17 protein-coding genes and 3 tRNA genes are annotated in these 24,673 nt (G+C 70.8%); 8 read left to right on the top strand and 12 right to left on the bottom strand.

All coding sequences use genetic code 11. From position 1 onward, the window contains the following. The first annotated feature begins 214 nt into the window (after nucleotides 1–214). Nucleotides 215–2,617: a M4 family metallopeptidase gene (locus tag OG885_RS30760; RefSeq protein ID WP_405737535.1), complete on the top strand. Its 2,403-nt coding sequence runs from the start codon at nucleotides 215–217 to the stop codon at nucleotides 2,615–2,617. A gap of 10 nt (nucleotides 2,618–2,627) precedes the next feature. On the opposite strand, the gene OG885_RS30755 is transcribed toward OG885_RS30760, so the two are convergent. Continuing rightward, a complete protein-coding gene (locus tag OG885_RS30755; RefSeq protein WP_405737534.1) occupies nucleotides 2,628–3,245 on the bottom strand; it encodes an expansin EXLX1 family cellulose-binding protein in 618 nt (205 codons plus the stop codon). A gap of 437 nt (nucleotides 3,246–3,682) precedes the next feature. Between OG885_RS30755 and OG885_RS30750 the strand changes: the two genes are divergently transcribed. Then, nucleotides 3,683–4,561 carry a DUF1932 domain-containing protein gene (locus OG885_RS30750; protein ID WP_405737533.1) on the top strand — a complete coding sequence of 293 codons (879 nt, stop codon included), beginning with the start codon at nucleotides 3,683–3,685 and terminating at the stop codon, nucleotides 4,559–4,561. A 13-nt stretch (nucleotides 4,562–4,574) separates the two neighbouring features. Here OG885_RS30750 and OG885_RS30745 read toward each other — a convergent pair whose 3' ends face one another. The 6 genes from OG885_RS30745 to OG885_RS30720 form a co-directional block, all read right to left on the bottom strand. Further along, the gene (locus tag OG885_RS30745) at nucleotides 4,575–5,903 is read right to left on the bottom strand and encodes a DUF3500 domain-containing protein (protein ID WP_405737532.1); all 1,329 of its coding nucleotides are present in this window, start codon (nucleotides 5,901–5,903) and stop codon (nucleotides 4,575–4,577) included. A 144-nt stretch (nucleotides 5,904–6,047) separates the two neighbouring features. Continuing rightward, a complete protein-coding gene (locus OG885_RS30740; protein ID WP_405737531.1) occupies nucleotides 6,048–7,478 on the bottom strand; it encodes a sensor histidine kinase in 1,431 nt (476 codons plus the stop codon). Beyond that, the gene (locus OG885_RS30735; RefSeq protein ID WP_405737530.1) at nucleotides 7,475–8,227 is read right to left on the bottom strand and encodes a response regulator transcription factor; all 753 of its coding nucleotides are present in this window, start codon (nucleotides 8,225–8,227) and stop codon (nucleotides 7,475–7,477) included. The genes OG885_RS30740 and OG885_RS30735 overlap by 4 nt, the downstream gene beginning before the upstream one ends. Before the next feature lie 96 nt (nucleotides 8,228–8,323). Beyond that, a tRNA-Ile gene (locus tag OG885_RS30730) sits at nucleotides 8,324–8,400 on the bottom strand. A 179-nt stretch (nucleotides 8,401–8,579) separates the two neighbouring features. Continuing rightward, nucleotides 8,580–8,652 (bottom strand) — tRNA-Asn (locus tag OG885_RS30725). A 6-nt stretch (nucleotides 8,653–8,658) separates the two neighbouring features. After that, nucleotides 8,659–8,731, bottom strand: a tRNA-Asn gene (locus OG885_RS30720). Nucleotides 8,732–8,889: 158 nt separating this feature from the next. On the opposite strand from OG885_RS30720, the gene OG885_RS30715 reads away from it, so the two are divergent. The 4 genes from OG885_RS30715 (at nucleotide 8,890) to OG885_RS30700 (ending at nucleotide 14,485) form a co-directional block, all read left to right on the top strand. Then, nucleotides 8,890–9,195: a YtxH domain-containing protein gene (locus tag OG885_RS30715; RefSeq protein WP_405737529.1), complete on the top strand. Its 306-nt coding sequence runs from the start codon at nucleotides 8,890–8,892 to the stop codon at nucleotides 9,193–9,195. 43 nt (nucleotides 9,196–9,238) lie between these two features. Further along, nucleotides 9,239–10,678 (top strand): FGGY-family carbohydrate kinase, encoded by a 1,440-nt coding sequence (locus tag OG885_RS30710; RefSeq protein ID WP_405737528.1) that lies wholly within the window; start codon nucleotides 9,239–9,241, stop codon nucleotides 10,676–10,678. 145 nt (nucleotides 10,679–10,823) lie between these two features. Next, a complete protein-coding gene (locus tag OG885_RS30705) occupies nucleotides 10,824–12,557 on the top strand; it encodes an ABC transporter ATP-binding protein (protein WP_405737527.1) in 1,734 nt (577 codons plus the stop codon). Then, nucleotides 12,557–14,485 carry an ABC transporter ATP-binding protein gene (locus OG885_RS30700; protein ID WP_405737526.1) on the top strand — a complete coding sequence of 643 codons (1,929 nt, stop codon included), beginning with the start codon at nucleotides 12,557–12,559 and terminating at the stop codon, nucleotides 14,483–14,485. Before OG885_RS30705 ends, OG885_RS30700 begins: the two co-directional genes overlap by 1 nt. Before the next feature lie 75 nt (nucleotides 14,486–14,560). Here the strand turns inward: OG885_RS30700 and OG885_RS30695 are convergent, their stop codons facing one another. The 5 genes from OG885_RS30695 to OG885_RS30675 form a co-directional block, all read right to left on the bottom strand. Next, nucleotides 14,561–15,862: an RNA polymerase sigma factor gene (locus tag OG885_RS30695; RefSeq protein WP_405737525.1), complete on the bottom strand. Its 1,302-nt coding sequence runs from the start codon at nucleotides 15,860–15,862 to the stop codon at nucleotides 14,561–14,563. A 104-nt stretch (nucleotides 15,863–15,966) separates the two neighbouring features. Then, nucleotides 15,967–17,874 carry a DNA primase gene (gene dnaG, locus OG885_RS30690; RefSeq protein WP_405737524.1) on the bottom strand — a complete coding sequence of 636 codons (1,908 nt, stop codon included), beginning with the start codon at nucleotides 17,872–17,874 and terminating at the stop codon, nucleotides 15,967–15,969. Nucleotides 17,875–17,903: 29 nt separating this feature from the next. Continuing rightward, nucleotides 17,904–19,169, bottom strand: a complete 1,266-nt coding sequence (locus OG885_RS30685) for an NAD(P)/FAD-dependent oxidoreductase (RefSeq protein ID WP_405737522.1) — start codon at nucleotides 19,167–19,169, stop codon at nucleotides 17,904–17,906. Between the two features lie 169 nt (nucleotides 19,170–19,338). Continuing rightward, nucleotides 19,339–20,586, bottom strand: a complete 1,248-nt coding sequence (locus OG885_RS30680) for a deoxyguanosinetriphosphate triphosphohydrolase (RefSeq protein WP_405737520.1) — start codon at nucleotides 20,584–20,586, stop codon at nucleotides 19,339–19,341. A gap of 56 nt (nucleotides 20,587–20,642) precedes the next feature. Continuing rightward, nucleotides 20,643–21,545: a sirohydrochlorin chelatase gene (locus OG885_RS30675; protein WP_405737518.1), complete on the bottom strand. Its 903-nt coding sequence runs from the start codon at nucleotides 21,543–21,545 to the stop codon at nucleotides 20,643–20,645. A gap of 209 nt (nucleotides 21,546–21,754) precedes the next feature. Here OG885_RS30675 and OG885_RS30670 point away from each other — a divergent pair, with 209 nt between their 5' ends. Continuing rightward, a complete protein-coding gene (locus OG885_RS30670; protein WP_405737516.1) occupies nucleotides 21,755–22,432 on the top strand; it encodes a vancomycin high temperature exclusion protein in 678 nt (225 codons plus the stop codon). 151 nt (nucleotides 22,433–22,583) lie between these two features. Further along, a complete protein-coding gene (locus tag OG885_RS30665) occupies nucleotides 22,584–24,671 on the top strand; it encodes a molybdopterin oxidoreductase family protein (RefSeq protein ID WP_405737514.1) in 2,088 nt (695 codons plus the stop codon). The last annotated feature ends 2 nt before the right edge of the window (nucleotides 24,672–24,673 follow it).

Here is a 24,673-nt window from a genome sequence, read left to right as displayed (position 1 = left end):
AGAGGACCCACAGGCAGGTAGAGGGTTAACCCTCTACGGCTGCCGCACAGCCCTCGGTTGACCGCCCTGCGCATGACATGCCTACGTCAATCCTGTCATTCTCCCTCCACCTGCTCGGCCCTGCACTGCACCGCTCAGTCCGACCCGGACAGCACATCCGTCTGCCCGGTCTGTCACCGGCCGCCGACGTGCGGCCGTCGCAGTAGGAGCAAGAGTGAGACGAACCCCCCGTCCGGCGGCCACCGCCGGAGCCCTCGCGGCCACGGCCGCGCTGCTGGCCCTCGGCCTGCAGGCGGTCCCCGCGACCGCCGCCCCCGCATCCCCCCACCCGAGCCCGCTGCGCACCGGCGGCCTGGAGGCCAAGCTCTCCCCGGCCCAGCGCACCGCGCTCATCAAGAGCGCCTCCGCGAAGACGGGCACGACCGCCCGGTCGATCGGCCTCGGCACCAAGGAGAAGCTGGTCGTCAAGGACGTCGTCAAGGACAACGACGGCACGCTCCACACCCGTTACGAGCGCACCTACGCCGGCCTCCCCGTCCTCGGCGGCGACCTGGTCGTCCACACGCCCCCGGCCGCGAAGGCCACCGGCACCGTGAGCACCACCTTCAACAACAACCGCCGTACCGTCTCCGTCAAGTCGACGACCGCGACGTTCGGCAAGTCCGCCGCCCAGTCGAAGGCGCTGAAGACGGCCAAGGCGCTCGACGCCACCAGCCCGGCCGCCGAGAGCGCCCGCAAGGTGATCTGGGCCGGCGAGGGCACCCCGAAGCTGGCCTGGGAGACGGTCGTCACCGGCTTCCAGGACGACGGCACGCCCAGCAAGCTGCACGTCATCACCGACGCAGCCACCGGCGCCGAACTCTCCCGCTTCGAGGGCATCGAGACCGGCACCGGCAACAGCCAGTACAGCGGCACGGTCTCGATCGGGACCACGCTGTCCGGCTCGACGTACCAGCTGTACGACACCACGCGCGGCGGCCACAAGACGTACAGCCTCAACAACGGCACGTCCGGCACCGGCACGCTGATGACCGACACCGACGACACCTGGGGCACCGGATCGGGGTCCAACACCCAGACGGCCGGCGTCGACGCGCACTACGGGGCGCAGGTCACATGGGACTTCTACAAGAACACCTTCGGGCGGAGCGGCATCAAGAACGACGGTGTCGCCGCCTACAGCCGCGTCCACTACAGCACGGCGTACGTCAACGCGTTCTGGGACGACGACTGCTTCTGCATGACCTACGGCGACGGCACCAGCAGCACCCACGCGCTGACCTCGCTGGACGTGGCCGGCCACGAGATGAGCCACGGCGTCACCTCCAACACGGCGGGGCTCAACTACACCGGTGAGTCGGGGGGTCTCAACGAAGCCACCTCCGACATCTTCGGCACCGGCGTCGAGTTCTACGCCGCGAACTCCACCGACGTCGGCGACTACCTCATCGGCGAGAAGATCGACATCAACGGCGACGGCACGCCGCTGCGTTACATGGACGAGCCCGACAAGGACGGTTCATCGGCGGACAGTTGGTACTCGGGCGTCGGCAACCTGGACGTGCACTACTCGTCCGGCCCCGCGAACCACATGTTCTACCTGCTGAGCGAGGGCAGCGGCAGCAAGACCATCAACGGCGTCACCTACAACAGCCCGACCTCCGACGGGGTCGCCGTGGCCGGCATCGGCCGGGCCGCCGCCCTTCAGATCTGGTACAAGGCGCTGACGACGTACATGACGTCCAGCACCAACTACGCGGGCGCCCGCACCGCCGCCCTCAACGCCGCCGCGGCCCTCTACGGCACCAGTTCCACGCAGTACGCCGGGGTAGGCAACGCCTTCGCGGGCATCAACGTCGGCAGCCACATCACGGTCCCGACCACCGGCGTCACGGTCACCAACCCGGGCAGCCAGACCTCGACCGTCGGCACCGCGGTGAGCCTGCAGATCAGCGCGAGCTCGACCAACAGCGGCACGCTGACCTACGCGGCGACCGGTCTGCCCACGGGCCTGTCGATCAGCAGCTCGACCGGGGCTGTCTCGGGCACCCCGACCACCGCCGGTACGTACAGCTCGACCGTCACCGTGACCGACAGCACCGGCGCGACCGGCACCGCCTCCTTCACCTGGACCGTCAACTCCAGTGGTGGCGGCGGCAGTTGCACCTCGACGCAGCTGCTGGGCAACGCGGGCTTCGAGTCCGGCAACACCACCTGGACCGCGACCAGCGGCGTCATCACCAGCTCCAGCAGCCAGGCCGCCCGCACCGGCTCGTACAAGGCGTGGCTGGACGGCTACGGCGCCACCCACACCGACACGCTCTCCCAGTCGGTGACCATCCCGAGCGGCTGCACGGGCACGACGTTCACCTTCTATCTGCACATCGACACGGCCGAGACCACCACCAGCACCCAGTACGACAAGCTGACGGTCACCGCCGGTTCGACCACCCTGGCCACCTACTCGAACCTCAACGCGGCCTCCGGGTACGTCCAGAAGTCGTTCAGCCTGTCCGCCTTCGCGGGCCAGACCGTGACGCTGAAGTTCTCCGGTGTCGAGGACTCCTCGCTCCAGACGAGCTTCGTCGTCGACGACACCGCGGTCACCACCGGCTGAGCCCCACGGTTCAGTGGCGTGCGAACTGGACGCCGGTCTTCTGCACGGCGTCCGGTCGTACGGCGATCCCCTCCACCGTCAGCTGCTCCCCGTAGATGTCGGTGATCCGGATCGCGGCGCCGCACCCCGCACCGCCCTCGGACAGGAAGTAGTTGAACTCGGCCCGGGGCAGAACGGTCCAGCCGCTACCGGCGCGCACCTCCAGTCGCGCCACCGGATTCCGGTGGTCGAGCACCTGGATGCCGCACCAGTAGCGGCTGGACCCCGTCTTGTAGCGGATCGACAGCGCGGCGGGGGCGTCGGCCGGGCTCAACAGGCTCCAGGTGATGGGGATCTGGCCCTTCACGGGCGCGGCGAGCTTCGCGAAGGCCGGGGCGCTGAGGTCGATGTGGCCGGGCTTGCACTCGGGGCACTCGTTGGTCACGCGTACGGTGATCGAGGCCCCGTCCGCCGCCCTGACCCGCACATACGCGCCGCACGCCTTGGCCGTCTCGTAGTCGGTGTGGTTCATCGCGGCGGTCATGACGTCGCCGGTCGGGCCGAAGGTACAGGCGCCGTCGCCGTTCCCGGCGTCGTAGAAGGTGGCGATACCGGTGTAGGTGACGCCGGGCTTGATGCGTCCGGCCAACGAACCTGCCGACACAGGCGACTTGGGGGCGCTCGTGGCCTTCGGCCGCTTGGTTGCGGTGGCCTTGGGCGTGGCCTTCCTGCTCGGCGAAACCGAAGCCGAGGGACTCGGTGACGGAGTGGGACTGGCGGACGGCGTGCCCGTCGCCCCCTTCGACTCGGCGGTAGCCGAACCGCCCCGGTCCGCCACGGACACGGCCTCCCCCGACCTCCCGCCGGAGCCTCCACCGGGCCGGAACGCCACGATCACGGACGCGAGGAGGGCGACGGCCCCCACCGCGACGGCCACGAGAAGGGCACGCGACTTACGGGGACGGCGATGCGAGGAGTGATGCGCCACGGCTCAGGTCCTTGTGTGTCGGGTGGGGCTTCGGTGCCGGAAGCCTTCGACGTACAGTCGCCGCAGGATCCCAGAAGGTTGCCGGGCAGGAGGCGCGAATGACGACAACGGTGACGCTCCTGCATCCGGGGGCCATGGGCGCCCCGGTCGGCGGCCAGGCGGCCCGCACCGGGACCCGCGTCCTGTACGTCCCGACCGGCCGCGGTCCGGCCTCCGTCGAACGGGCACGTCAGGCGGGCCTGGAGGCGGCCGACTCCCTCGAATCGGCCCTGTCCGTCAGCGACCTGGTGCTCTCCGTCTGCCCGCCGCACGCCGCGGAGGACGTCGCCCACGAGGTCCTGGAACACGGCTTCCGGGGCGTCTACGTCGAGGCCAACGCCATCAGCCCGGACCGCGTGACCCGCATCGGCAAGGCCTGTGCCGAGCGCGGCGCGGTGCTGGTCGACGGCTCGATCATCGGCGGCCCGCCGGCCGGAGGGAGCGGCCCCCGTCTCTATCTGAGCGGCGACGCGAGGGCGGTGGCGATGGCGGCGGCGCTCTTCGAGGGCACCGACGTCCCGGCCCGTCCGCTCGACGCCGGGATCGGCGCGGCCTCGGCGCTCAAGACGGCGTACGCCTCGTTCCAGAAGTCGGCACGTGTCCTGGCGGCCGTCTCGCACGCCCTCGCCGCGAGCCATGGTGTCGGTGACGAACTGATGCGGGAGGGGCGGGAGTTGACGGCGCGCATCCTCGCCGAGGCCGACCACTTCCCCAGCGTGGCCGCCCGTGCCTGGCGCTGGGCGCCGGAGATGGAGGAGATCGCCGCCGCCCTGGACGCCGTAGGACTGCCGCCGGACATGGCCCAGGCCTCGGCGGCGGTGCTGCGGCGCTGGAGCGGTGACAAGGACCGGCTCGATCTGCCGCTGGAGGAGGTGTTCGCGCATCTGCGCACGCCCGTGGGCCCCGCCACGGACGACGCGGCGGGGCCCACGGGTTGACGGGAACGGTGTGTCACCGGTGGTGCGGTGACGTCAGGTAGTGCTGCCTGAGGAGCTCCCTTCCGTAGTCGTTGCCGTTGGGGGTCCGGATGATCGAGTGGACGTGCAGCTGGGTCGCCCCGCCGCCCTGTGTGGCGCCGTACGCGCCCGCCAGCGGGCCCGGGCCCTGGCAGTCGACCTCCACCCATACGACGGGGCTGTGCACCCGCACGTAGAAGGCGTCGTCGTCGCCGGTGCCGCCGGCCCAGGTGACATAGGTGTCCGAGAGGTGCTGGGCGACCTCGGACATCCGCACCTTCGCGGCGTCCGCCTTGGCGCGGCCCACGAAGGCCTCGACGATCGCGAGGAGCTTCTTCTTCTGGGCGGCGTTCAGCTTGTTGCCGCGCAGGCCCGTGTACTCCTGGACCGCGTTGTCGGAGAAGGCGCCCGCCTTCATCGACTCGTTCGACTTGGTGGCCGACTCGATGGCGACCGCCTGCTGTGCCGAGGTGAGGGAGTTGATGAAGGCGAGGGAGGCCACGACCTCCTCGTGGCACACGGTCACGGTCTCGCCGTCGATGTCCATGGTGGTCGGCTCCGAACCCCAGAAGCAGGGGCTCATCACGACCTGGTCGCCGAGGACGAAGTAGTTGATGACGAGGTGGTGCCCGTCGAACTGGAAGCCCCACGGCTCGGTCGCGGACGGAGTGCCCATGACGGTCCAGTAATAGGCGTCCTCGTTGAAGGCGGTGGTGTTGCCGATCGCCTCGCCCGCCGCCTGGTTGATCTTCCGGATCTTCTCCGTGGTCTCCAGGCCGTCGGCGCTGAGCGCGGCCTTCAGCAGGGCGGTGCCGAGGGCCTTCTGGTCGTCGCTCAGGTCGGCGAGCGAGACGCCCTGGCGCTCGTAGGAGTCGACGTTGCTCCACAGCCGCCACTCGGTGGAGTGCACGGTGAAGACGGTCGAGGTCTTCTGGTCGTCGGTCAGCCCGGCGAGGAAGGCGTTCGCGGCGGTGATGACGGGGGCCGTGGCGACACCGGTCGAGTGGATCGTGAACAGGTCGTCGATCCGGTTGCCGTCGGTGGTCAGACCGAAGAACTCCTCGGTGATCGACTGGTTGCCGGGACCGCCGGCGCCCCCGCCCGGACCGCCGCTGGGCGCACCGCTGGGCGTGGCGCTCGCGTCGGCCGTCCCCGTGGTGTCGTCGGCCAGCGCGGCCCAGGCACCGGCGCCACCCATCGTGGCGACGGCCGTGGCACCGGACGCGAAGAAGACCTTGCGCATGAAGTTGCGGCGGCTCGCGTGGGCGCGACGCGCGACCTCGGCCTCCTGCTGCGGCTGCCCACCGGTGTCGAGCTCGGCCATCGTGGTCCGCTCCCTTCGTCCTGGCCACGTCCCCTGCGGACCGGCCACCGGACAACCACCCTGGGGGCCCTAACTGAGGCTCCGCTGAAGCGAGTTCGCCGACCGGGCCGTACACAGCCGCTACGACGGCACTGACCAGGCTTTCTATGAGGAAGCCGTGGATCGTGCGCCGGCCCTGGGCAACGTGACCCTGAACTCCGTGCGCCCCGTCTCGCTCGCCACCTCGATCCGTCCGCCGTGCGCCTCCGTGAGCGCCGCGGCGATGGCGAGGCCGAGCCCCGAGCCGCCGCCCTGGCCGGGGGCGCGGGTGCGGGAGGCGTCGGCGCGGGTGAAGCGCTCGAAGACGGCCGGGAGGAGGTCGGCCGGGATACCGGGCCCGTCGTCCCGGACGACGACCACGCACGCGGTACGGCTCGTCGCCACCTCCACCTCGATCCGGGTGCCGGGCGGGGTGTGGGCGCGGGCGTTGGCGAGGAGGTTGGCGACCACCTGGGTCAGCCGGGCGGCGTCGCCGGTCACGACGGCCGGTTCGTCGAGGCGCAGCGCGAGCTGCCAGTCGTGGCCGGCCCCGGCGGCCCGTGCGTCCCACACCGCCTCGGCGACCAGCGTCGCGAGGTTGACGTCGGTCTCCTCCAGCGGCCGTCCCTCGTCCAGGCGGGCCAGCAGCAGCAGGTCCTCGACCAGCCCGGTCATGCGGGCGGACTGGGCGGAGACCCGCTGCCAGACCACGGCGGGCGGGACCGGCGCGGCGCCCTGGTCCATCAGCTCGGCGTATCCCGCGATGGAGGCGAGCGGGGTGCGCAGTTCGTGGCTGGCGTCGGCGAGGAAGCGGCGCATCCGGTCCTCGCTGCGCCGCAGTTCGGTGAGGGAGGACTCGACGCTGTCGATCAGGACATTGAGGGCGGCGCCCACCTGGCCGACCTCGGTGCCGGTGTCGGGGTGCGGGACGCGGGTGAGTTCGCCGGTGCCGAGCGGTCCGCCCGCCACCTCGACGGCGGTGGCGGCGACCTGCCCGAGGGGCCGCAACTGCCGCCGTATGACCCAGGCGCAGACCGTGCCCACGCCGGCCAGGCCGACGACGGCGATCACGGCCTCCGCCACGACGAGGTCGTCCACGGTGTCCTTGAGTTCGGCGGCGGGCAGTCCGGCGAGGACCGCGGGGCCGTCGCCGCTCGCGACGGTGAGCCGGTAGGTGCCGAGGCCGGGGATGGTCCGGGTGTACAGCGTGCCCGCCTCGGTGAGCCCGGCGAGGGCCGCGCGCTGGGCGGCGGTGAGGACCCGCTGGCCGCCCTCCTCGGTGACCACCTCGGCGGCGACCACCTTCCCGTCGGTGAGCCGGGCGGCGACGGTCCCGGTGGGCTGGCCCCGCTCGTTGAGGAACCCGAGGTCCGTGGCGTCACCGGGACGCCGTTGCAGACCGCCCTGGCTGCGGTCCGCCGTGTCCCGGACCCGCTGGTCCAGGTCCGCCTGGAGGTGCGCGCCCTGGACGAGGACGGTGGCCACCGCCATCGTCGTACAGACCACGACGAGGGCCAGGGACACCAACAGCACCAGGCGGGCCCTCAGGGTCTTCATCTGCCTTCGCCCGCCGCCCTGATGACATATCCCGCGCCGCGCACGGTGTGGATCATCGGCCGGCGCCCTTTGTCGAGCTTCCCGCGCAGGCTGTACACGTACACCTCGACCAGGTTCCCCTCGCTCTCGAACGAGCTGTTCCACACGTGGTCGAGGATCTGCGTCTTGCTGAGCACCTGGCGGGGGTGGCTCATCAGGAAGTGCAGCAGGTCGAACTCCTTGGCGGTGAGCGCGATCGTCTCCCCGCCGCGCCGCACCTGACGGGTCTTCTCGGCCAGGACGAGATCGCCGAGCACACGCACGGACTCGTCGGCGACGGCCTCCTCGGCGCCGGAGCGGCGCAGCAGTCCGCGCAGCCGCAGCATGACCTCTTCGAGGGAGAAGGGCTTGGTGACGTAGTCGTCGGCACCGGCGGACAGCCCGTCGATACGGTGTTCGAGCCCGTCGCGGGCGGTGAGCATCAGCACGGGCAGCCCGGCGTTCTCGTAGCGCAGCCGGCGCAGCACCTGAACGCCGTCGAGGTCGGGCAGCATGCCGTCGAGGACGACGGCGTGCGGGGCGCAGCCGCGGGCGAGGTCGAGCGCGCTGTGGCCGTCCGCGGCGAGGAACGGCTGCCAGCCGGCCTCGGCGACGGCCCACGACAGCAGTTCGGTGAGTTCGGGTTCGTCATCGACGATCAGGACCCGGACCGCGCCCTGACGGGCTGCGCGGACTTCACGGCCTTCACGGACTTCGCGGACGGCAGACATGCCGTGAGCGTGCCGGGTGCGGCTGGGAGATTCCTGTGAACCGGCTGGGCGGAGACCATGACGCCGTCGATGGATCGTTTCTTCGACCACATCGAGTGGTGGGGCGGGTGGGACTCGAACCCACGGCCGACGGATTATGAGTCCGCTGCTCTAACCGGCTGAGCTACCGCCCCATAGCGGCGTGTCGCGTACAGGTGTGCGCGCCGTCTGCCGCAGCATAGCCGCTCATACGATCTCCTGCTTCGTATGGTCGACTTCGCATGCCCTGAAGGACTCCGCCGTGACCTGCGCGGTTCCCGGTTCAGGGGTGATCACATGAAAAAGGACCCCTTCGGGGTCCTTGTCCAAGACGCTCTCCCGACTGGACTCGAACCAGTAACCTGCCGGTTAACAGCCGGCTGCTCTGCCAATTGAGCTACGGAAGATCGAAGCTCCCCCGACTGGACTCGAACCAGTAACCTGCCGGTTAACAGCCGGCTGCTCTGCCAATTGAGCTACGGAGGAATGCCTCGTTGCATCGAACGTAACTCCCTGGGTATTCGCCAGGGGGCGGGCGTCCGCTGCGACACATACATTAGCGCAAGCAGGGGGGTGCTCCGCCAATCGGTTCCCCCCGGCACCGACGCCGCACCGCATACCTACGCAAGGGAAGGGTGGCAGCCATGCGCTACAAGCTCACTTTCGTCGCCGGGCTGACTCTGGGTTACGTGCTCGGCACGCGTGCCGGGCGCGAGCGTTACGAGCAGCTGAAGAAGTCCGCGCGGCAGGTCTCGCAGAACCCCGCGGTCCGCAACACCGCCGAGTCGGCCGCCCAGCAGGGCCGCCAGTTCGCGGGCAAGGCGTACCACGTGGTGAGCGACAAGGTGGGCGACCGGGTGCCGGACTCGGTGGCCCAGCGGGTGCGTTCCCTGCGGGACCGGAACACCAACGGCGCCGCCGAGGACGACTGGGGAACCACCAACACTTGAGTGCCGGGCGGGGTGACGTCGTCCGGCCCATAGAATTTTCGCCATGGGGATAGTCGCCGGGTTGGACAGTGCGCCCGATTTCACTCGTATCGTCGTCTGCGACGCGGACACGGGCGCCGTGCTCCGGCAGGGCTATGCCCCGCACCCGGTGGAGGGCCGCCCCTCCGACGTCGACCCCCAGGCCTGGCTGTTGTCCCTCGGTGAGGCGGCGGGCGGCGGGCTGCTCGAAGGCGTGCAGGCCATCGGCGTGTCCGCGCAGCAGAACGCCGTCGTGCCGCTGGACTCCCAGGGCAACACCGTCCGCCCCGCCCTCGTCGGCAGCGACAAGCGGGCCCAGGTCGCGGCGGCCGACCTCATCGACGCGCTCGGCGGGCGCGAGGCGTGGGCGCAGGCCGTGGGCTGTGTGCCGCAGGCGCCGCAGCCGGTGACCAAGCTGCGCTGGCTGGTGAAGAACGAGCCGGACGCGGCCCTGCGCACCGCCGTGCTGCTCCAGGCCCACGACTGGCTGGTCTGGCAGCTCCTCGGGCGGCCCGTGCGCCGGACCACCGACCGCGGCGGCGCCTCCGGCACCGGCTACTGGTCCGCCGCCACCGGCGCCTACCGCACCGACCTCGTCGAGCTGGCGCTCGGTCACCAGGCCATGCTGCCCGAGGTGATCGGCCCCTCTGAGGCAGCCGGTACGACCCCGGAGGGGCTGCTGATCTCCGCCGGGACCGGTGAGACCATGGCCGCCGCCTTCGGCCTCGGCATCGGGCTCGGCGACGCCGTCGTATCGCTCGGGGCCTCCGGCTCCGTCATGGCCGTGCACCCCGAGGCGCTCGTCGACAGCTCAGGGATGATCACCTCCCTCGCCGACGCGACCGGCATGCACCTGCCCGTCGTCACCACCCTGAACGCCGTACGGACCCTGCGCGGCACCGCCGAGCTGCTCGGGCTGGCCGATCTGGAGGCCCTGTCCGAGCTGGCGATGAAGTCGACGCCGGGCTCGCACGGCCTTGTGCTGCTGCCCTATCTGGAGGGCGAGCGGACGCCGAGCCTGCCGCACACCGCGGGGACGCTCGCCGGGCTGCGGCGGGAGTCGATGAAGCCCGAGCATCTGGCGCGGGCCGCGTTCGAGGGCATGCTGTGCGGGCTCGCCGACGCACTCGACGTGCTGCGCGGCCGGGGCGTGGAGGTGCGGCGGGTCTTTCTGCTGGGGGCCGCCGCCGAGCTGTCGGCCGTGCAGGCCGCCGCACCGGCGATCTTCGGCGCGCAGGTCGTCGTACCGCAGCCCGCGGACTACGCGGCGATCGGCGCCGCCCGGCAGGCGGCCTGGGCGCTCGGCGTGTCGCAGGGGTCGCTGGACCCGCGCACCCCGCCGGCCTGGCAGGGCGCGACGGCGCAGATCCTGGAGCCCGGCGAGGAGCTGGCGGTGGGACAGGCGGTGCGGCAGCAATTCGTGTCGGTCCGCGAGCAGACCCACCCCAACGCCTTCCGCGGCTGACCCCGTGGGCGCACCTTCCGCCCATAAGACGGTAAAGAGCACTGCTGTCGGCTTAATCGGTTGAGGTAACGCGGGGGGAGTGTCCGACGATAGGGGCCAGGGGCAACCACCTCCGGCCCCTGTCGCCGACTCCGAGAGACGTAGCGTGCTCATACGACTTCTGCGGACCTATCTCAGGCCCTACAAGAAAGCCATCACCGTCCTGGTGCTGTTCCAGTTCCTCCAGACCTGCGCCACCCTCTACCTGCCCACGCTCAACGCCGACATCATCGACAAGGGCGTGGTGAACGGGGACACGGGCTACATCCTGTCCTTCGGCGCCCTGATGATCGGGATCTCGCTGGCGCAGGTGGTGTGCAACATCGGGGCCGTCTACTACGGCGCCCGAACGGCCGCGGCGCTCGGGCGGGACGTGCGGGCCGCGGTCTTCGACCGGGTGCAGTCGTTCTCGGCCCGCGAGGTGGGCCACTTCGGCGCGCCCTCGCTGATCACCCGGACCACGAACGACGTCCAGCAGGTGCAGATGCTGGCGCTGATGACGTTCACCCTGATGGTGTCGGCGCCCATCATGTGCGTGGGCGGCATCGTCCTCGCCCTCGGCCTGGACGTGCCGCTGTCGGCGGTGCTGGTCGCCGTCGTACCGACGCTGGGCGTCTGCGTGACCCTGATCGTACGGCGGCTGCGACCGCTGTTCCGGACGATGCAGGTGCGCCTGGACACCGTGAACCGGGTGCTGCGCGAGCAGATCACCGGCAACCGGGTGATCCGCGCCTTCGTCCGGGACGAGTACGAGGAGGAGCGCTTCCGCAAGGCGAACGGCGACCTCACCGACATGTCGCTGGCCACCGGCAGGATGCTCGCGCTGATGTTCCCGATCGTCATGACGGTGGTGAACCTGTCGTCGATCGCCGTCGTGTGGTTCGGCGCCCATCGCATTGACAGCGGCGGGATGCAGATCGGTGATCTGACCGCGTTCCTCGCCTATCTGATGCAGATCGTGATGTCCGTGATGATGGCCACCTTCATGTTCATGATGGTGCCCCGCGCGGAGGTGTGCGCCGAGCGCATCCAGGAGGTCCTCGACACGTCGTCGAGCGTGGTGCCGCCGGTGGCGCCGGTCGTGGAGCTGCGCCGGCACGGACACCTGGAGATCCGGGGCGCGGGCTTCCGCTACCCCGGGGCCGAGGAGCCGGTGCTCAAGGCGGTCGAACTGGTGGCCCGGCCCGGTGAGGTGACGGCCGTGATCGGCTCGACCGGCAGCGGCAAGTCGACGCTCCTTGGGCTGGTGCCCCGGCTGTTCGACGCGACCGAGGGCGAGGTGCTGGTCGACGGGGTCCCGGTCGCGGACGTCGAGCCGACGCTGCTGGCGAAGACCGTCGGGCTCGTGCCGCAGAAGCCGTATCTCTTCGCCGGGACCGTGGCGACCAACCTGCGCTACGGCAACCCGGACGCCACGGACGAGGAGCTGTGGCACGCCCTGGAGGTGGCGCAGGCCAAGGGCTTCGTGGAGGGTCTCGAGAACGGCCTCGACTCCCCCATCGCCCAGGGCGGGACGAACGTCTCCGGTGGTCAGCGGCAGCGGCTCGCGATCGCCCGGACGCTGGTCCAGCGGCCCGAGATCTATCTCTTCGACGACTCCTTCTCCGCGCTCGACTACGCCACCGACGCGGCGCTGCGCGCGGCGCTCGCGGCGGAGACGTCGGAGGCGACCGTGGTGATCGTCGCCCAGCGGGTGGCGACCATCCGCGACGCCGACCGGATCGTCGTCCTCGACGAGGGCCGGGTCGTCGGCACCGGAACCCACCGTGAACTGATGGCGGACAACGAGACCTACCGGGAGATCGTGCTCTCCCAGCTGACGGAAGCGGAGGCTGCCTGATGGCCGGGCCCATGGGGCGGATGATGGCCGGGGGCGGCCCGGACAGCCGTTCGCTGGACTTCAAGGTGTCGGGCCGGCGGCTGATCGGCCAGTTCCGGCCGGAGCGGTTCACCATCTACGGGCTGCTGGCCTGCGTGGTCGTCAGCGTCGGCCTGAACTCGATCGGGCCGTGGATCCTCGGCAAGGCCACCGACCTGGTCTTCGCCGGCATCATCGGACGGCAGATGCCGGCCGGGGCCTCGAAGGAGGAGGTCCTCGCCGGGATGCGCGAGCGTGGCGACTCGGCGATCGCCGACATGCTCGGCAGCACCGACTTCACCCCCGGTGAGGGCATCGACTTCACCGCCGTAGGACATGTCCTGCTCCTCGCCACCGGCGCGTTCCTCGTCGCGGGGCTGCTGATGGCGGTGGCGACCCGGCTGGTGAACCGGGCCGTCAACCGCACGATGTTCCGGCTGCGGGAGGACGTCCAGACGAAGATGTCGCGGCTGCCGCTGTCGTACTTCGACAAGCGCCAGCGCGGCGAGGTCCTGTCCCGGGCGACCAACGACATCGACAACATCGGGCAGACCCTCCAGCAGTCGATGGGCCAGCTCATCAACTCCCTGCTGACGATCATCGGCGTGCTCGCGATGATGTTTTACGTCTCCTGGCTGCTGGCGCTGGTCGCGCTGGTGACCGTGCCGCTGTCGTTCGTCGTCGCCACGCGCGTGGGCAAGCGCTCGCAGCCGCACTTCGTGCAGCAGTGGCGCACCACCGGCAAGCTCAACGCGCACGTGGAGGAGATGTACACCGGGCACGCCCTGGTGAAGGTGTTCGGGCGGCAGGAGGAGTCGGCGCAGCAGTTCGCCGAGCAGAACGAGGCGCTGTACGAGGCCGGGTTCAAGGCGCAGTTCAACAGCGGGGTCATGCAGCCGCTGATGATGTTCGTGTCGAACCTCAACTACGTCCTGGTCGCGGTCGTGGGCGGTCTGCGGGTCGCCTCGGGCGCCCTGTCCATCGGTGACGTCCAGGCCTTCATCCAGTACTCACGCCAGTTCTCGATGCCGCTGACGCAGGTCGCGTCCATGGCGAACCTGGTGCAGTCCGGTGTCGCCTCCGCCGAGCGCGTCTTCGAACTGCTCGACGCCGAGGAGCAGTCGGCGGACCCGGTCCCGGGCCTTCGCCCGGACGAGCTGCGCGGGCGGGTCGCGCTGGAGAACGTGTCCTTCCGGTACGACCCCGAGAAGCCGCTGATCGAGGGCCTCTCCCTGAAGGTGGAGCCGGGTCACACGGTCGCGATCGTCGGCCCGACGGGCGCCGGCAAGACCACGCTGGTCAATCTGCTGATGCGGTTCTACGACGTCTCGGGTGGCCGGATCACCCTGGACGGGGTGGACATCGCCAAGATGTCCCGGGACGAACTGCGGGCCGGCATCGGCATGGTGCTCCAGGACACCTGGCTGTTCGGCGGCACCATCGCGGAGAACATCGCCTACGGGGCGTCCCGCGACGTCACCCGCGGCGAGATCGAGGAGGCGGCGCGCGCCGCACACGCCGACCGGTTCGTCCGGACGCTGCCGGACGGCTACGACACCGTGATCGACGACGAGGGCACGGGCGTCAGCGCCGGTGAGAAGCAGCTCATCACCATCGCGCGGGCGTTCCTGTCCGACCCGGTGATCCTCGTCCTCGACGAGGCCACGTCGTCCGTCGACACCCGCACCGAGGTGCTGATCCAGAAGGCGATGGCCAAACTCGCCCACGGCCGCACGTCGTTCGTGATCGCCCACCGCCTCTCCACCATCCGGGACGCGGACACGATCCTGGTGATGGAGAACGGCGCGATCGTGGAACAGGGCGCACACGAGGACCTGTTGGAGGCGGACGGGGCGTACGCGCGCCTCTACAAGGCGCAGTTCGCGCAGGCGGTGGCCGAGGTGGACTGATAAACAGGCGGGGGCTGGTCCCACCTCAGGGGCGCGGGGAACTGCGCGACCAGCCCCCACCACCCGCACCCGGCATCAATCGAGGTAGCCCCTCAGCTGATCCGCAAAAGCGTGATCCCGCAGCTTGTTCAGCGTCTTCGACTCGATCTGCCGAATCCGCTCCCGCGTCACACCGAAGATGCGCCCTATCTCCTCCAGCGTGCGGGGACGTCCGTCGGCAAGACCGTAACGGAGCTGCACCACCTTCCGCTCACGCTCCCCCAGCGTCGACAGCACCGCCTCAAGGTGTTCCCTGAGCAGCAGAAACGCCGCCGACTCCACGGGTGACGTCGCGTCGCCGTCCTCGATGAGGTCGCCGAGTGCGACGTCGTCCTCCTCGCCCACGGGCGCGTGCAGCGACACCGGTTCCTGCGCCAGCCGCAGGACCTCGCTGACGCGTTCCGGAGCGAGGTCGAGGTGGCCGGCCACCTCCTCCGGCGTCGGTTCGTAGCCGCGTTCCTGCAGCATGCGGCGCTGGACGCGGACGACCCGGTTGATCAGCTCGACGACATGGACCGGCACGCGGATGGTGCGGGCCTGGTCGGCGAGGGCGCGGGACATGGCCTGGCGGATCCACCAGGTGGCGTACGTCGAGAACTTGTAGCCGCGGGCGTAGTCGAACTTCTCGACCGCGCGGATCAGGCCCAGGTTGCCCTCCTGGACCAGGTCGAGCATGGTCAGCCCGCGGCCGACGTACCGCTTGGCGACCGAGACGACCAGCCGCAGGTTCGCCTCGATGAGGCGGCGCTTGGCCATGCGGCCCATCACGACGAGCCGGTCCAGGTCGAGGGCGAGCCCGCTGTCCAGGCCGGGGGTGCCGAGCTTCTCCTCGGCGAACAGGCCCGCCTCGACGCGCCGGGCGAGTTCGACCTCCTCGGCCGCGGTGAGGAGCGGGATGCGGCCTATCTCGCGGAGGTACTGGCGGAACAGGTCGGAGGACGGGCCGCTGGTGTCGGGGCGGGTGCGGGCGGCCGGTTCCGGGGCCTCGACCGGCTCGGGCGCCTCCGCGGCCTCAGGGGCTTCCGGGGCCTCCAGGGCGTCGGCGGGGGGCTCTTCCGACTCGGTCTCGGGGTGGTGCACGACACGGTTCTGCGGGGGGACCGCGACAAGAACGTCGGTCTCGGCGTCCGGCTCCGTGGCGTCCGTACTGTTCTCGGTCTGGGTCAGGGTCTGCACGGGGGCGACCTCCAGGATGATCGCTGCAGAGGAGTGCGGCAGCGCTGTTTCGGGGGCGGAGTCGGCGGCCTCGCCGCTGTCCGTCCCGCACGCGATGAGCGGAACCGCGGGGGTCTGGGACCCGCTGGGGACGGATCGGCCGCGCTCCGAGGACTCAGGCACCGGAACCCAGTGTGGAGTACGACACATCGCCGCCACGAGGGGCGTGCGGTGACTTTTTGAGTCCGGTCCGTGACCGGGTGGTTACCCTGGCGGACGCGACACGCTCAGAGAGCTGCGGCTCCGTGCTCGCGCAGCGCCTGGTCGTACTGCTGGAGCACCCACAATTCGTTCTGCACGGCGGCCAGTTCGGCCGGGTCTCCGTGGGTGCCGAGGCGGGTGAGGGTGGACTGGATGTCGCGGACGCGGCGCTCCACGGCCCGGCGGCGGACCGCCACCAGCTGGATGCCCGCGTAGATCTCGTCGACGGTCTTGCGCATGATCGCCTCGACGGCCAGCTCCGTGACCATCGCGCGGACCGCGTCGTCGGGCGCGGCCTCGCGGACCCGGACGAGATAGTCCTGCGCGTCCTGAGTGCCGTACTCGGCGCCGCCCGCCTCCATGATCGCCAGGCGTACGGCGGCGTAGGGCGCGGCGGTGAACTCGTCGATGCCGTAGGCGTCGAACGCCGGGGAGACCAACTCGGGGCGCTGGAGGGCGAGTTTGAGGAGTTCGCGCTCGGTGGCGTAGACGGGGTTGCGGAGCTGGAGCGCCGGGCCGCCGGCGGTGGGGCGCTGGGTGGCCTCGTACGTCTGCTGCGGGCCGCCGCGCGAGGGGGCGGGGGCGCCCTTGCCGCCGCGGTCGCGGGCCCAGCGGGCCAGCTGGGCGACGCGCTTGACGACGAACTGGGTGTCGAGGATGCCGAGCATGCCGGCGAGCTGGACGGCGACCTCGTGCTGGGCGCCGCTGTTCTTGATGCGGGCGACGATCGGGGCGGCCTCGTCCAGCGCCGAGGCACGGCCCGCCGGGGTGTCGAGGTCGTAGCGGACGACGATCTGGCGGAGGGCGAACTCGAAGAGCGGGGTGCGGGGTTCCACCAGGTCGGCGACCGCCTCGTCGCCCTTCGCCAGGCGCAGTTCGCAGGGGTCCATGCCGTCGGGGGCGATGGCGATGTAGGTCTCGGCGGCGAACTTCTGGTCGTCCTCGAAGGCGCGCAGGGCCGCCTTCTGGCCGGCCGCGTCGCCGTCGAAGGTGAAGATGACCCGCGCGCTGCCGTTGTCCATCAGCAGCCGGCGGAGGATCTTGATGTGGTCGCCGCCGAAGGCGGTGCCGCAGGTCGCGATGGCGGTGGTCACCCCGGCGAGATGGCAGGCCATGACGTCGGTGTAGCCCTCGACGACGACCGCGCGGGACGCCTTGGCGATGTCCTTCTTGGCGAGGTCGATGCCGTAGAGGACCTGGGACTTCTTGTAGATCGCCGTGTCGGGTGTGTTGAGGTACTTGGGGCCGTTGTCCGCCTCGTACAGCTTGCGGGCGCCGAAGCCGACGACCTCTCCGCCGATGTCGCGGATCGGCCACATCAGCCGGCCGCGGAAGCGGTCGATGGGGCCGCGGCGGCCTTCCTGCGACAACCCCGACAGCAGGAGTTCCTTGTCGCTGAAGCCCTTGCCGCGGAGGTAGCGGGTGAGGTGGTCCCAGCCCTGGGGGCTGTAGCCGACGGAGAAGTGCTCGGCGGCGGACTGGTCGAAGCCGCGCTCGGCGAGGAACTTGCGGCCGGCGTCGGCCTCCGGGCTGGTGGCGAGCTGTTCCACGTACCAGTCGGCGGCGATCTTGTGGGCCTCGACCAGCCGGATGCGTTCGCCGCGCTGGTGGGCGGGGTTGTATCCGCCCTCCTCGTAGCGCAGCGTGATGCCGGCCTGGGCGGCCAGGCGCTCGACCGACTCCGAGAAGGTGAGGTGGTCGACCTTCATCACGAACGTGATGGTGTCGCCGCCCTCCTGGCAGCCGAAGCAGTGGAAGAGTCCCTTGCTCGGGCTGACCTGGAAGGACGGCGACTTCTCGTCGTGGAACGGACACAGGCCCTTGAGGTTGCCACCGCCCGCGTTGCGCAGCTGGAGGTACTCGGACACCACGGCGTCGATCGGGACCGCGTCCCGTACCGCCTTCACGTCCTCGTCATTGATCCGTCCAGCCACGCGTGAATTCTACGGGGACGGACTGACACTCAAGAGACGAGGCTTTCGAGCGGAACGTGTGGGTCCGCCAGCGCCTCCGTGTCCACCTGGGTCTTCGTGCGGATCAGCTGCTGGATCGGGTCCGTGACGTCCCACACGTTCACGTTCATCCCGGCGAGCACCCGGCCCTCCTTCACCCAGAACGCGATGAACTCACGCTTTCCGGCGTCCCCGCGGATCACCACTTCGTCGTACGACCCCGGGGGCGCCCAGCCGCTGTACTCCATCCCCAGGTCGTACTGGTCGGAGAAGAAGTAGGGGACGCGGTCGTAGACGAGGTCCTGGCCGAGCATCGCGCGGGCCGCGGCGGGGCCGCCGTTGAGGGCGTTGGCCCAGTGCTCCACGCGCAGCCTGCTGTCGAAGAGGGCGTGGTGGAAGGAGGCGACGTCACCGGCCGCGTGGATGTCGGGGTCGGAGGTGCGCAGCCGTTCGTCGACCGCGACGCCGCCGCCGTGCGCCCGGTCGGCGAGTTCCAGTCCCGCCGCCTCCGCGAGGGCGGTGCGGGGGGCCGCGCCGATGGCCGCGAGGACGTCGTGCGCCGGGTGTTCCTCGCCGTCGTCGGTGCGGGCGGCCAGCACCATGCCGTCCTGGCCGACGATCTCGGTGAGCTGGGCGCCGAAGTGGAAGCGGACGCCGTGCTCCCGGTGGAGGTCGGCGAAGAGGCCGCCGAGCTCGGGGCCGAGGACGTTGTGCAGCGGGGTCGCGGAGGGCTCGATGATCGTGACCTCGGCGCCGTACTCCCGGGCCGCCGCCGCGACCTCCAGGCCGATCCAGCCGGCCCCGGCGATCACCAGATGGCCGTTGTCCCGGCCCAGCGCGGCGAGCACGCCCTTGAGGCGTTCCGCGTGGGCGAGGCGGCGCAGATGGTGGACGCCCGCGAGGTCGGTGCCGGGGATGTCCAGGCGGCGGGGTTCGGCGCCGGTGGCCAGAAGCAGCTTGTCGTAGTGGACGAGCGTGCCGTCGTCGCCGAAGCGGACCGTCCTCGCCCCGCGGTCGATCGCGTCGACCGTCTGGCCGAGGTGCAGCTCGATGTCGTTGCGTGCGTACCAGGCCGGTTCGTGCACGAAGACGCTGTCGCGCTCCTCCTTGCCGAGCAGGTAGCCCTTGGAGAGGGGCGGGCGCTCATAGGGGTGGTCGCGTTCGTCGCAGATCAGTATCACGCGACCGGTGAAGCCCTCCGCTCGGAGCGTCTCGGCCGCCTTGGCGCCGGCGAGACCGCCTCCGACGATCACGAATGTCTGGTCCGCGTCGACCACTTGATGCCTCCTACCGGGGGGTCTGGGGAGTGTCGCCCCAGAAAACACAGCGGGTGCCGCCACATGGGAGCGTCCCGCACGCAGCGTGATGGGGGAAGAGGGAGTGGCCCGATCAGGCCACGGAGGGTCACATTCGGGCGCGTTTCGCTTCACCCATGGCACATCTGTCTCACATATGCCCTGTCAGACGCGCATGAAGCGAACGCGCCGACGCGTCCGTGAGGGACGCGATCTGGTCGACGATCACCCGCTTGCGGGCGCGGTCGTCGGGCGCCTGGTCGAACAGCGCGCGGAATTGCGGGTCCAGCCCGTCCGGGGCCCGGGTCGTGAGCGCCTCGGCGAGTTCCGCGACCACGATCCGCTGGTCGGCCCGCAGCCGCTCCTGCTCGGCGCGCTGCATGACGTACCGGTCGGCGACGGCCTTGAGGACCGCGCACTCCAGCCGCGTCTCGTGCGGTACGACGAGCTCGGCGGCGTACCGCGTGAGCGGGCCGGCGCCGAACGCCGCGCGCGTGGCGCCCTCGGCGGCGAGGCAGAAGCGGCCGATGAGCTGGCTGGTGGCGTCCTTCAGCCGGGCCTGGGCGACGGCCGTGCCGTCGTAGCCGTGCGGCCACCAGGGCTGGTCCTGGAGCCGGTCGAGGGCCGCGGCGAGTTCGGCGGGGTCGGTGTCCTCGGGCACGTACCGGCCGAGGGCCACCTCGAAGACGGCCTGCCGTTCCGGTTCCGCGTGCAGGTAGTTGGGGTCGATGTGGCCCGCGTGCAGGCCGTCCTCCACGTCGTGGACCGAGTACGCCACGTCGTCCGACCAGTCCATGACCTGTGCCTCGAAGCAGGTGCGGGTGCCGGGGGCGTCCTTGCGGACCCAGTCGAAGACGGGGCGGTCGTCCTCGTAGACGCCGAACTTGGGCGACGCCTGCGCTCCCGCTCCGCGGGGCCAGGGGTATTTGGTGGCCGCGTCGAGGGTGGCGCGGGTGAGGTTCAGCCCCACCGAGCCCTCCTCGGTGAAGCGCTTGGGCTCGATGCGGGTGAGGAGGCGCAGGGACTGGGCGTTGCCCTCGAAGCCGCCGCAGTCCTCCGCGAACTCGTTGAGTGCCTGTTCGCCGTTGTGACCGAACGGGGGGTGGCCGAGGTCGTGGGCGAGGCAGGCGGCTTCGACGAGGTCGGGGTCGCAACCGAGGGCTGCGCCGAGCTCTCGGCCTACCTGGGCGCACTCCAGGGAGTGTGTGAGGCGGGTGCGGGGGGTGGCGTCCCAGGCCTGGTTACGGGTGCCTGGGGTGACGACCTGCGTTTTGCCGGCGAGCCTCCTCAAAGCGGCGGAGTGCAGGATCCGTGCTCGGTCGCGTTGGAAAGCGGTGCGGCCGGGACGCTTGTCGGGTTCCGGGGCCCAGCGGTCTGTTGAGGGCAGGTCGTACGACATGACTCGACAGTACGGGGAGGGACTGACAAATCGCCGGTTCGTCTGCGTTGTTCTGTTTAGACGGCGAGTGCGGGTTGTTCGTGGTTGCTCGCGCCCCGCGGCGGAGCCGCAGATGGACACAGCCCCGCGCCCCTTAGGGACGTCATCTGGTCGTACCTGTGTAGCAAGAGGTCTGCCATCGCTGCGTGTGTGCCCAGGGGCGCTGACGCTATCCACGGTGCCGCCTCCGCGCACTCCCTCGCGAAGCGGCCCGGAGCCGTGAAGTAGGAGGCGATCGCCACACGGTCGTAGCCCCTCGCCGTCAGGGCCTCGATCGCTGCCGGGACCGTGGGGGCCGCCGTGGTCGCGTACGCCGGGACCACCGGGGCTCCCAGGCGGGTCGACAGCAGGGCCGCCATACGGGCCATGTCGACCTTCGACTCCGGGTCACGCGAACCCGCCGCCGCCAGGACCACCGCGCTGCCCGCGCGCGGGGACTCCTCCCAGCCCGCCTCCACCAAGCGAGCGTGCAGGGCCTCCACCAGCAAGGGGTGCGGGCCCAACGCCGGCGCCACGCGTGCGCGTACCTGCGTCTCGGCGGCCATCTCGGGGATGTCCCGCTTCACGTGGTAGCCGCGGCTGAGCAGGAGCGGGACGAGGATCGCCTCGCGGTTGCCGAGGGTCTTGAGGGTGTCGGTCAGCAGCGGGGCGTTGAGCTCGATGTGGCCCAGGTGCACCGCGAGGCCGGGGCGCTGTTCGCGGACCTTGTCGAGGAGGCTGCTCACGGTGCTCAGGGCGCGTGGGTCGCGGCTGCCGTGGGCCACGACGACGAGCGCGGGAGGTTCGGGGCGCCGCCTGCCGTCGAGCGAGACGAGGCTGAGCTGGCTGGCGAGCTGGCTGCTGATCCGGTTCATGAGGTGCGCCGTACTGTCGAAGTGGACCGTCTTGGACTCGTCGCTTAGAGAGTTCGACGCTGTCATGAACCGATGGTGGCGGGGGGAGGTTGCCGTCCCGTTGCATGAAGATAACGGGGATTTTCCGTGGGTTCACCGCGCCCCGGTAGGCCGGTGTGAGGTGGGCTGACCTGCGTTTTCCTGCGTGTGCGTGAGGCTGGTCACGTCGGCGGCGGCGAACCGCGGCGGCTTACGGCACGTCCCTGACTGTCGAAGGACGACCTGGGAGGGACCCCGTGAGACTGCGCAGACCCCGTCTGCCGCGCACCCGTACCGGGCAGCGGCGGCTGGTGCAGGCCGTGATGGCCGGGTGCGTGCTGGCGCTGCTTCCGGCGACCTGGATGTACGTCGTCACGGGTGACCGGCTGCGGACGACCGCGGACGTGCCGCGCACCGAGGTCGCCGTCGTCTTCGGGGCCGGGCTGTGGGACGGCGAGCCGTCGCCGTATCTCGCGCACCGGCTGGACGCGGCGGCGAAGCTGTACCGGGAACAGAAGATCAAGGTCGTCCTCGTCACCGGCGACAACAGCCGCAAGGACTACGACGAGCCGGACGCCATGCGGACCTATCTGACCGAGCACGGGGTTCCCGACGCCCGCATCGTCAGTGACTACGCCGGGTTCGACACCTGGGACTCCTGCGTCCGGGCCAAGAAGATCTTCGGCGTGGACCGGGCCGTGCTGATCAGCCAGGGCTTCCACATCCGGCGGGCGGTCGCGCTGTGCCAGGCGGCGGGCGTGACCTCGTACGGCGTCGGCGTGGACGCCAAGCACGACGTCACCTGGTACTACGGGGGCACCCGCGAGATCTTCGCCGCCGGCAAGGCCGCCCTGGACGCGGTCTTCGAGCCCGATCCCCGGTTCCTCGGGCCGAGGGAACCGGGGGTGACCAAGGCGCTCGCCGGCGGCCGGTGACGCGGGGCGGACGCTTCTCCAGGAACGCCGTTCACCATGGCGGACTGTAGGCATCCTCACCGGGACCGGGAGGCGGCGGGGAGGTCGCCGTCCCGGCCGTGTAACAGGGGGGCCGCCGCGCACGTAACACGGCGGAAGCACGCTGAAAGGCATGCAGAACTCCGCGACGCCCACCCACTGCCCCTACTGCGCCCTGCAGTGCGGGATGAATCTCACGCCCGTCCCGGACGGGGGCGTGGAGGTCACCGAGCGCGCGGACTTCCCGGTGAACCGGGGGGCGCTGTGCGGCAAGGGCCGGACAGCGCCCGCGGTGCTCTCGTCGAGCGTCCGCCTGACCTCCCCGTTGGTGCGCTCCGGGGGCACGCTGGTGCCCGCGACGTGGGACGAGGCGCTGGACCGGATCGCCGGGGAACTGCTGCGTACGCGGACGGAACATGGTCCGGACGCGTGCGGGGTGTTCGGCGGGGGCGGCCTGACGAACGAGAAGGCGTACACGCTGGGCAAGTTCGCCCGGGTCGTCCTCGGCACCTCGCAGATCGACTACAACGGACGTTTCTGCATGTCCTCGGCCGCGGCCGGTGGCATCAAGGCGTTCGGTCTGGACCGCGGGCTGCCGTTCCCGCTGGAGGACATCCCGAAAACGGGGTGTGTGATCCTCGTCGGCTCCAACCTCGCCGAGACCATGCCGCCGTCGCTGCGCTTCTTCACCGAGCTGAAGGAGAACGGCGGCACCCTGATCGTCGTCGACCCGCGCCGGACGAAGACCGCCGACCAGGCCGACCTGCATCTGATGCCCCGCCCCGGCACCGATCTCGCCCTGGCCCTCGGTCTGTTGCACCTCATCGTCGCCGAGGGGCGGGTCGACGAGGCGTACGTCGCCGAGCGCACCGCCGGCTGGGAGGACGCGCGGGCGGCGGCGATGGCGCACTGGCCGGAGTACGTGGAGCGGATCACCGGCGTGCCCGTCCCCCAACTCCGGGAAGCGGTGCGGATGTTCTGCGAGCCGGAAGCCGCGATGGTGCTGACCGCGCGCGGGCCCGAGCAGCAGTCCAAGGGCACCGACACCGTGGGCGCGTGGATCAACCTGTGCCTGGCGACCGGCCGGGCGGGCAGGCCGCTGTCCGGGTACGGCTGTCTCACCGGGCAGGGCAACGGACAGGGCGGGCGCGAACACGGCCAGAAGGCCGACCAGTTGCCCGGTTACCGCAAGCTGGACGACCCGGCGGCGCGACGCCATGTCGCCGAGGTGTGGGGCGTGGACCCGGACTCGCTGCCCGGCCCCGGGCGCAGTGCCTACGAGTTGCTGGACGCGCTGGGTACGGACATCAGGTCGCTGCTGCTGATGGGGTCCAACCCGGTGGTGTCGGCGCCGGCCGCCGCGCACATCGAGGAGCGCATCAAGTCCCTTGATTTCCTGGCGGTCTGTGACGTCGTCCTCTCCGAGACGGCCGCGCTCGCGGACGTCGTCCTGCCGGTCACCCAGTGGGCCGAGGAGACGGGGACGACGACCAACCTGGAGGGCCGGGTGCTGCTGCGGCGGCAGGCGATCACCGCGCCCGACGGAGTCCGCAGCGACCTGGAGGTCATGCACGAACTCGCCGACCGGCTCGGCGTGGAGAAGGGCTTCCCGACCGACCCCGAGGAGGTCTTCGAGGAGCTGCGCCGGGCCAGCGCGGGCGGGGCGGCGGACTACTCCGGAATCACCTATCGCCGACTGGCGGAGGAGAACGGGGTGTTCTGGCCGTGCCCGACCCAGGACGCCGGAGAGGCGGAACACCCCGGCACGCCCCGTCTCTTCCTCGACCGTTTCGCCACCGACGACGGCCGGGCCCGCTTCGTGCCGGTCTCGCACCGGGCGTCGGCGGAGGAGCCGGACGACGAGTACCCGGTGCTGCTGACGACCGGCCGGGTCGTCGCCCAGTACCAGTCCGGTGCGCAGACCCGCCGGGTCGACGAGCTGAACGCCGCCGCGCCCGGTCCGTTCGTGGAGCTGCACCCGCGGCTCGCGGCGCGGCTCGGCGCGGCCGAGGGCGACCCGGTGGCGGTGGTGTCCCGACGCGGCCGGGCGGTGGCGCCGGCCCGGATCACCACCGGCATCCGCCCCGACACGGTCTTCATGCCGTTCCACTGGCCCGGCGAGGGCCGCGCCAACACCCTCACCAACCCGGCGCTCGACCCGACCTCACGGATGCCGGAGTTCAAGACGTGCGCGGTGCGGGTGGAGACCGTCGAGTCCTGACC

Source organism: Streptomyces sp. NBC_00028, from assembly GCF_045041065.1.
In the GTDB taxonomy this organism is placed as follows: Bacteria; Actinomycetota; Actinomycetes; order Streptomycetales; family Streptomycetaceae; genus Streptomyces.
Note: the sequence above shows the minus strand (reverse complement) of the source record. Positions and strands in the feature narration are given on the sequence as shown.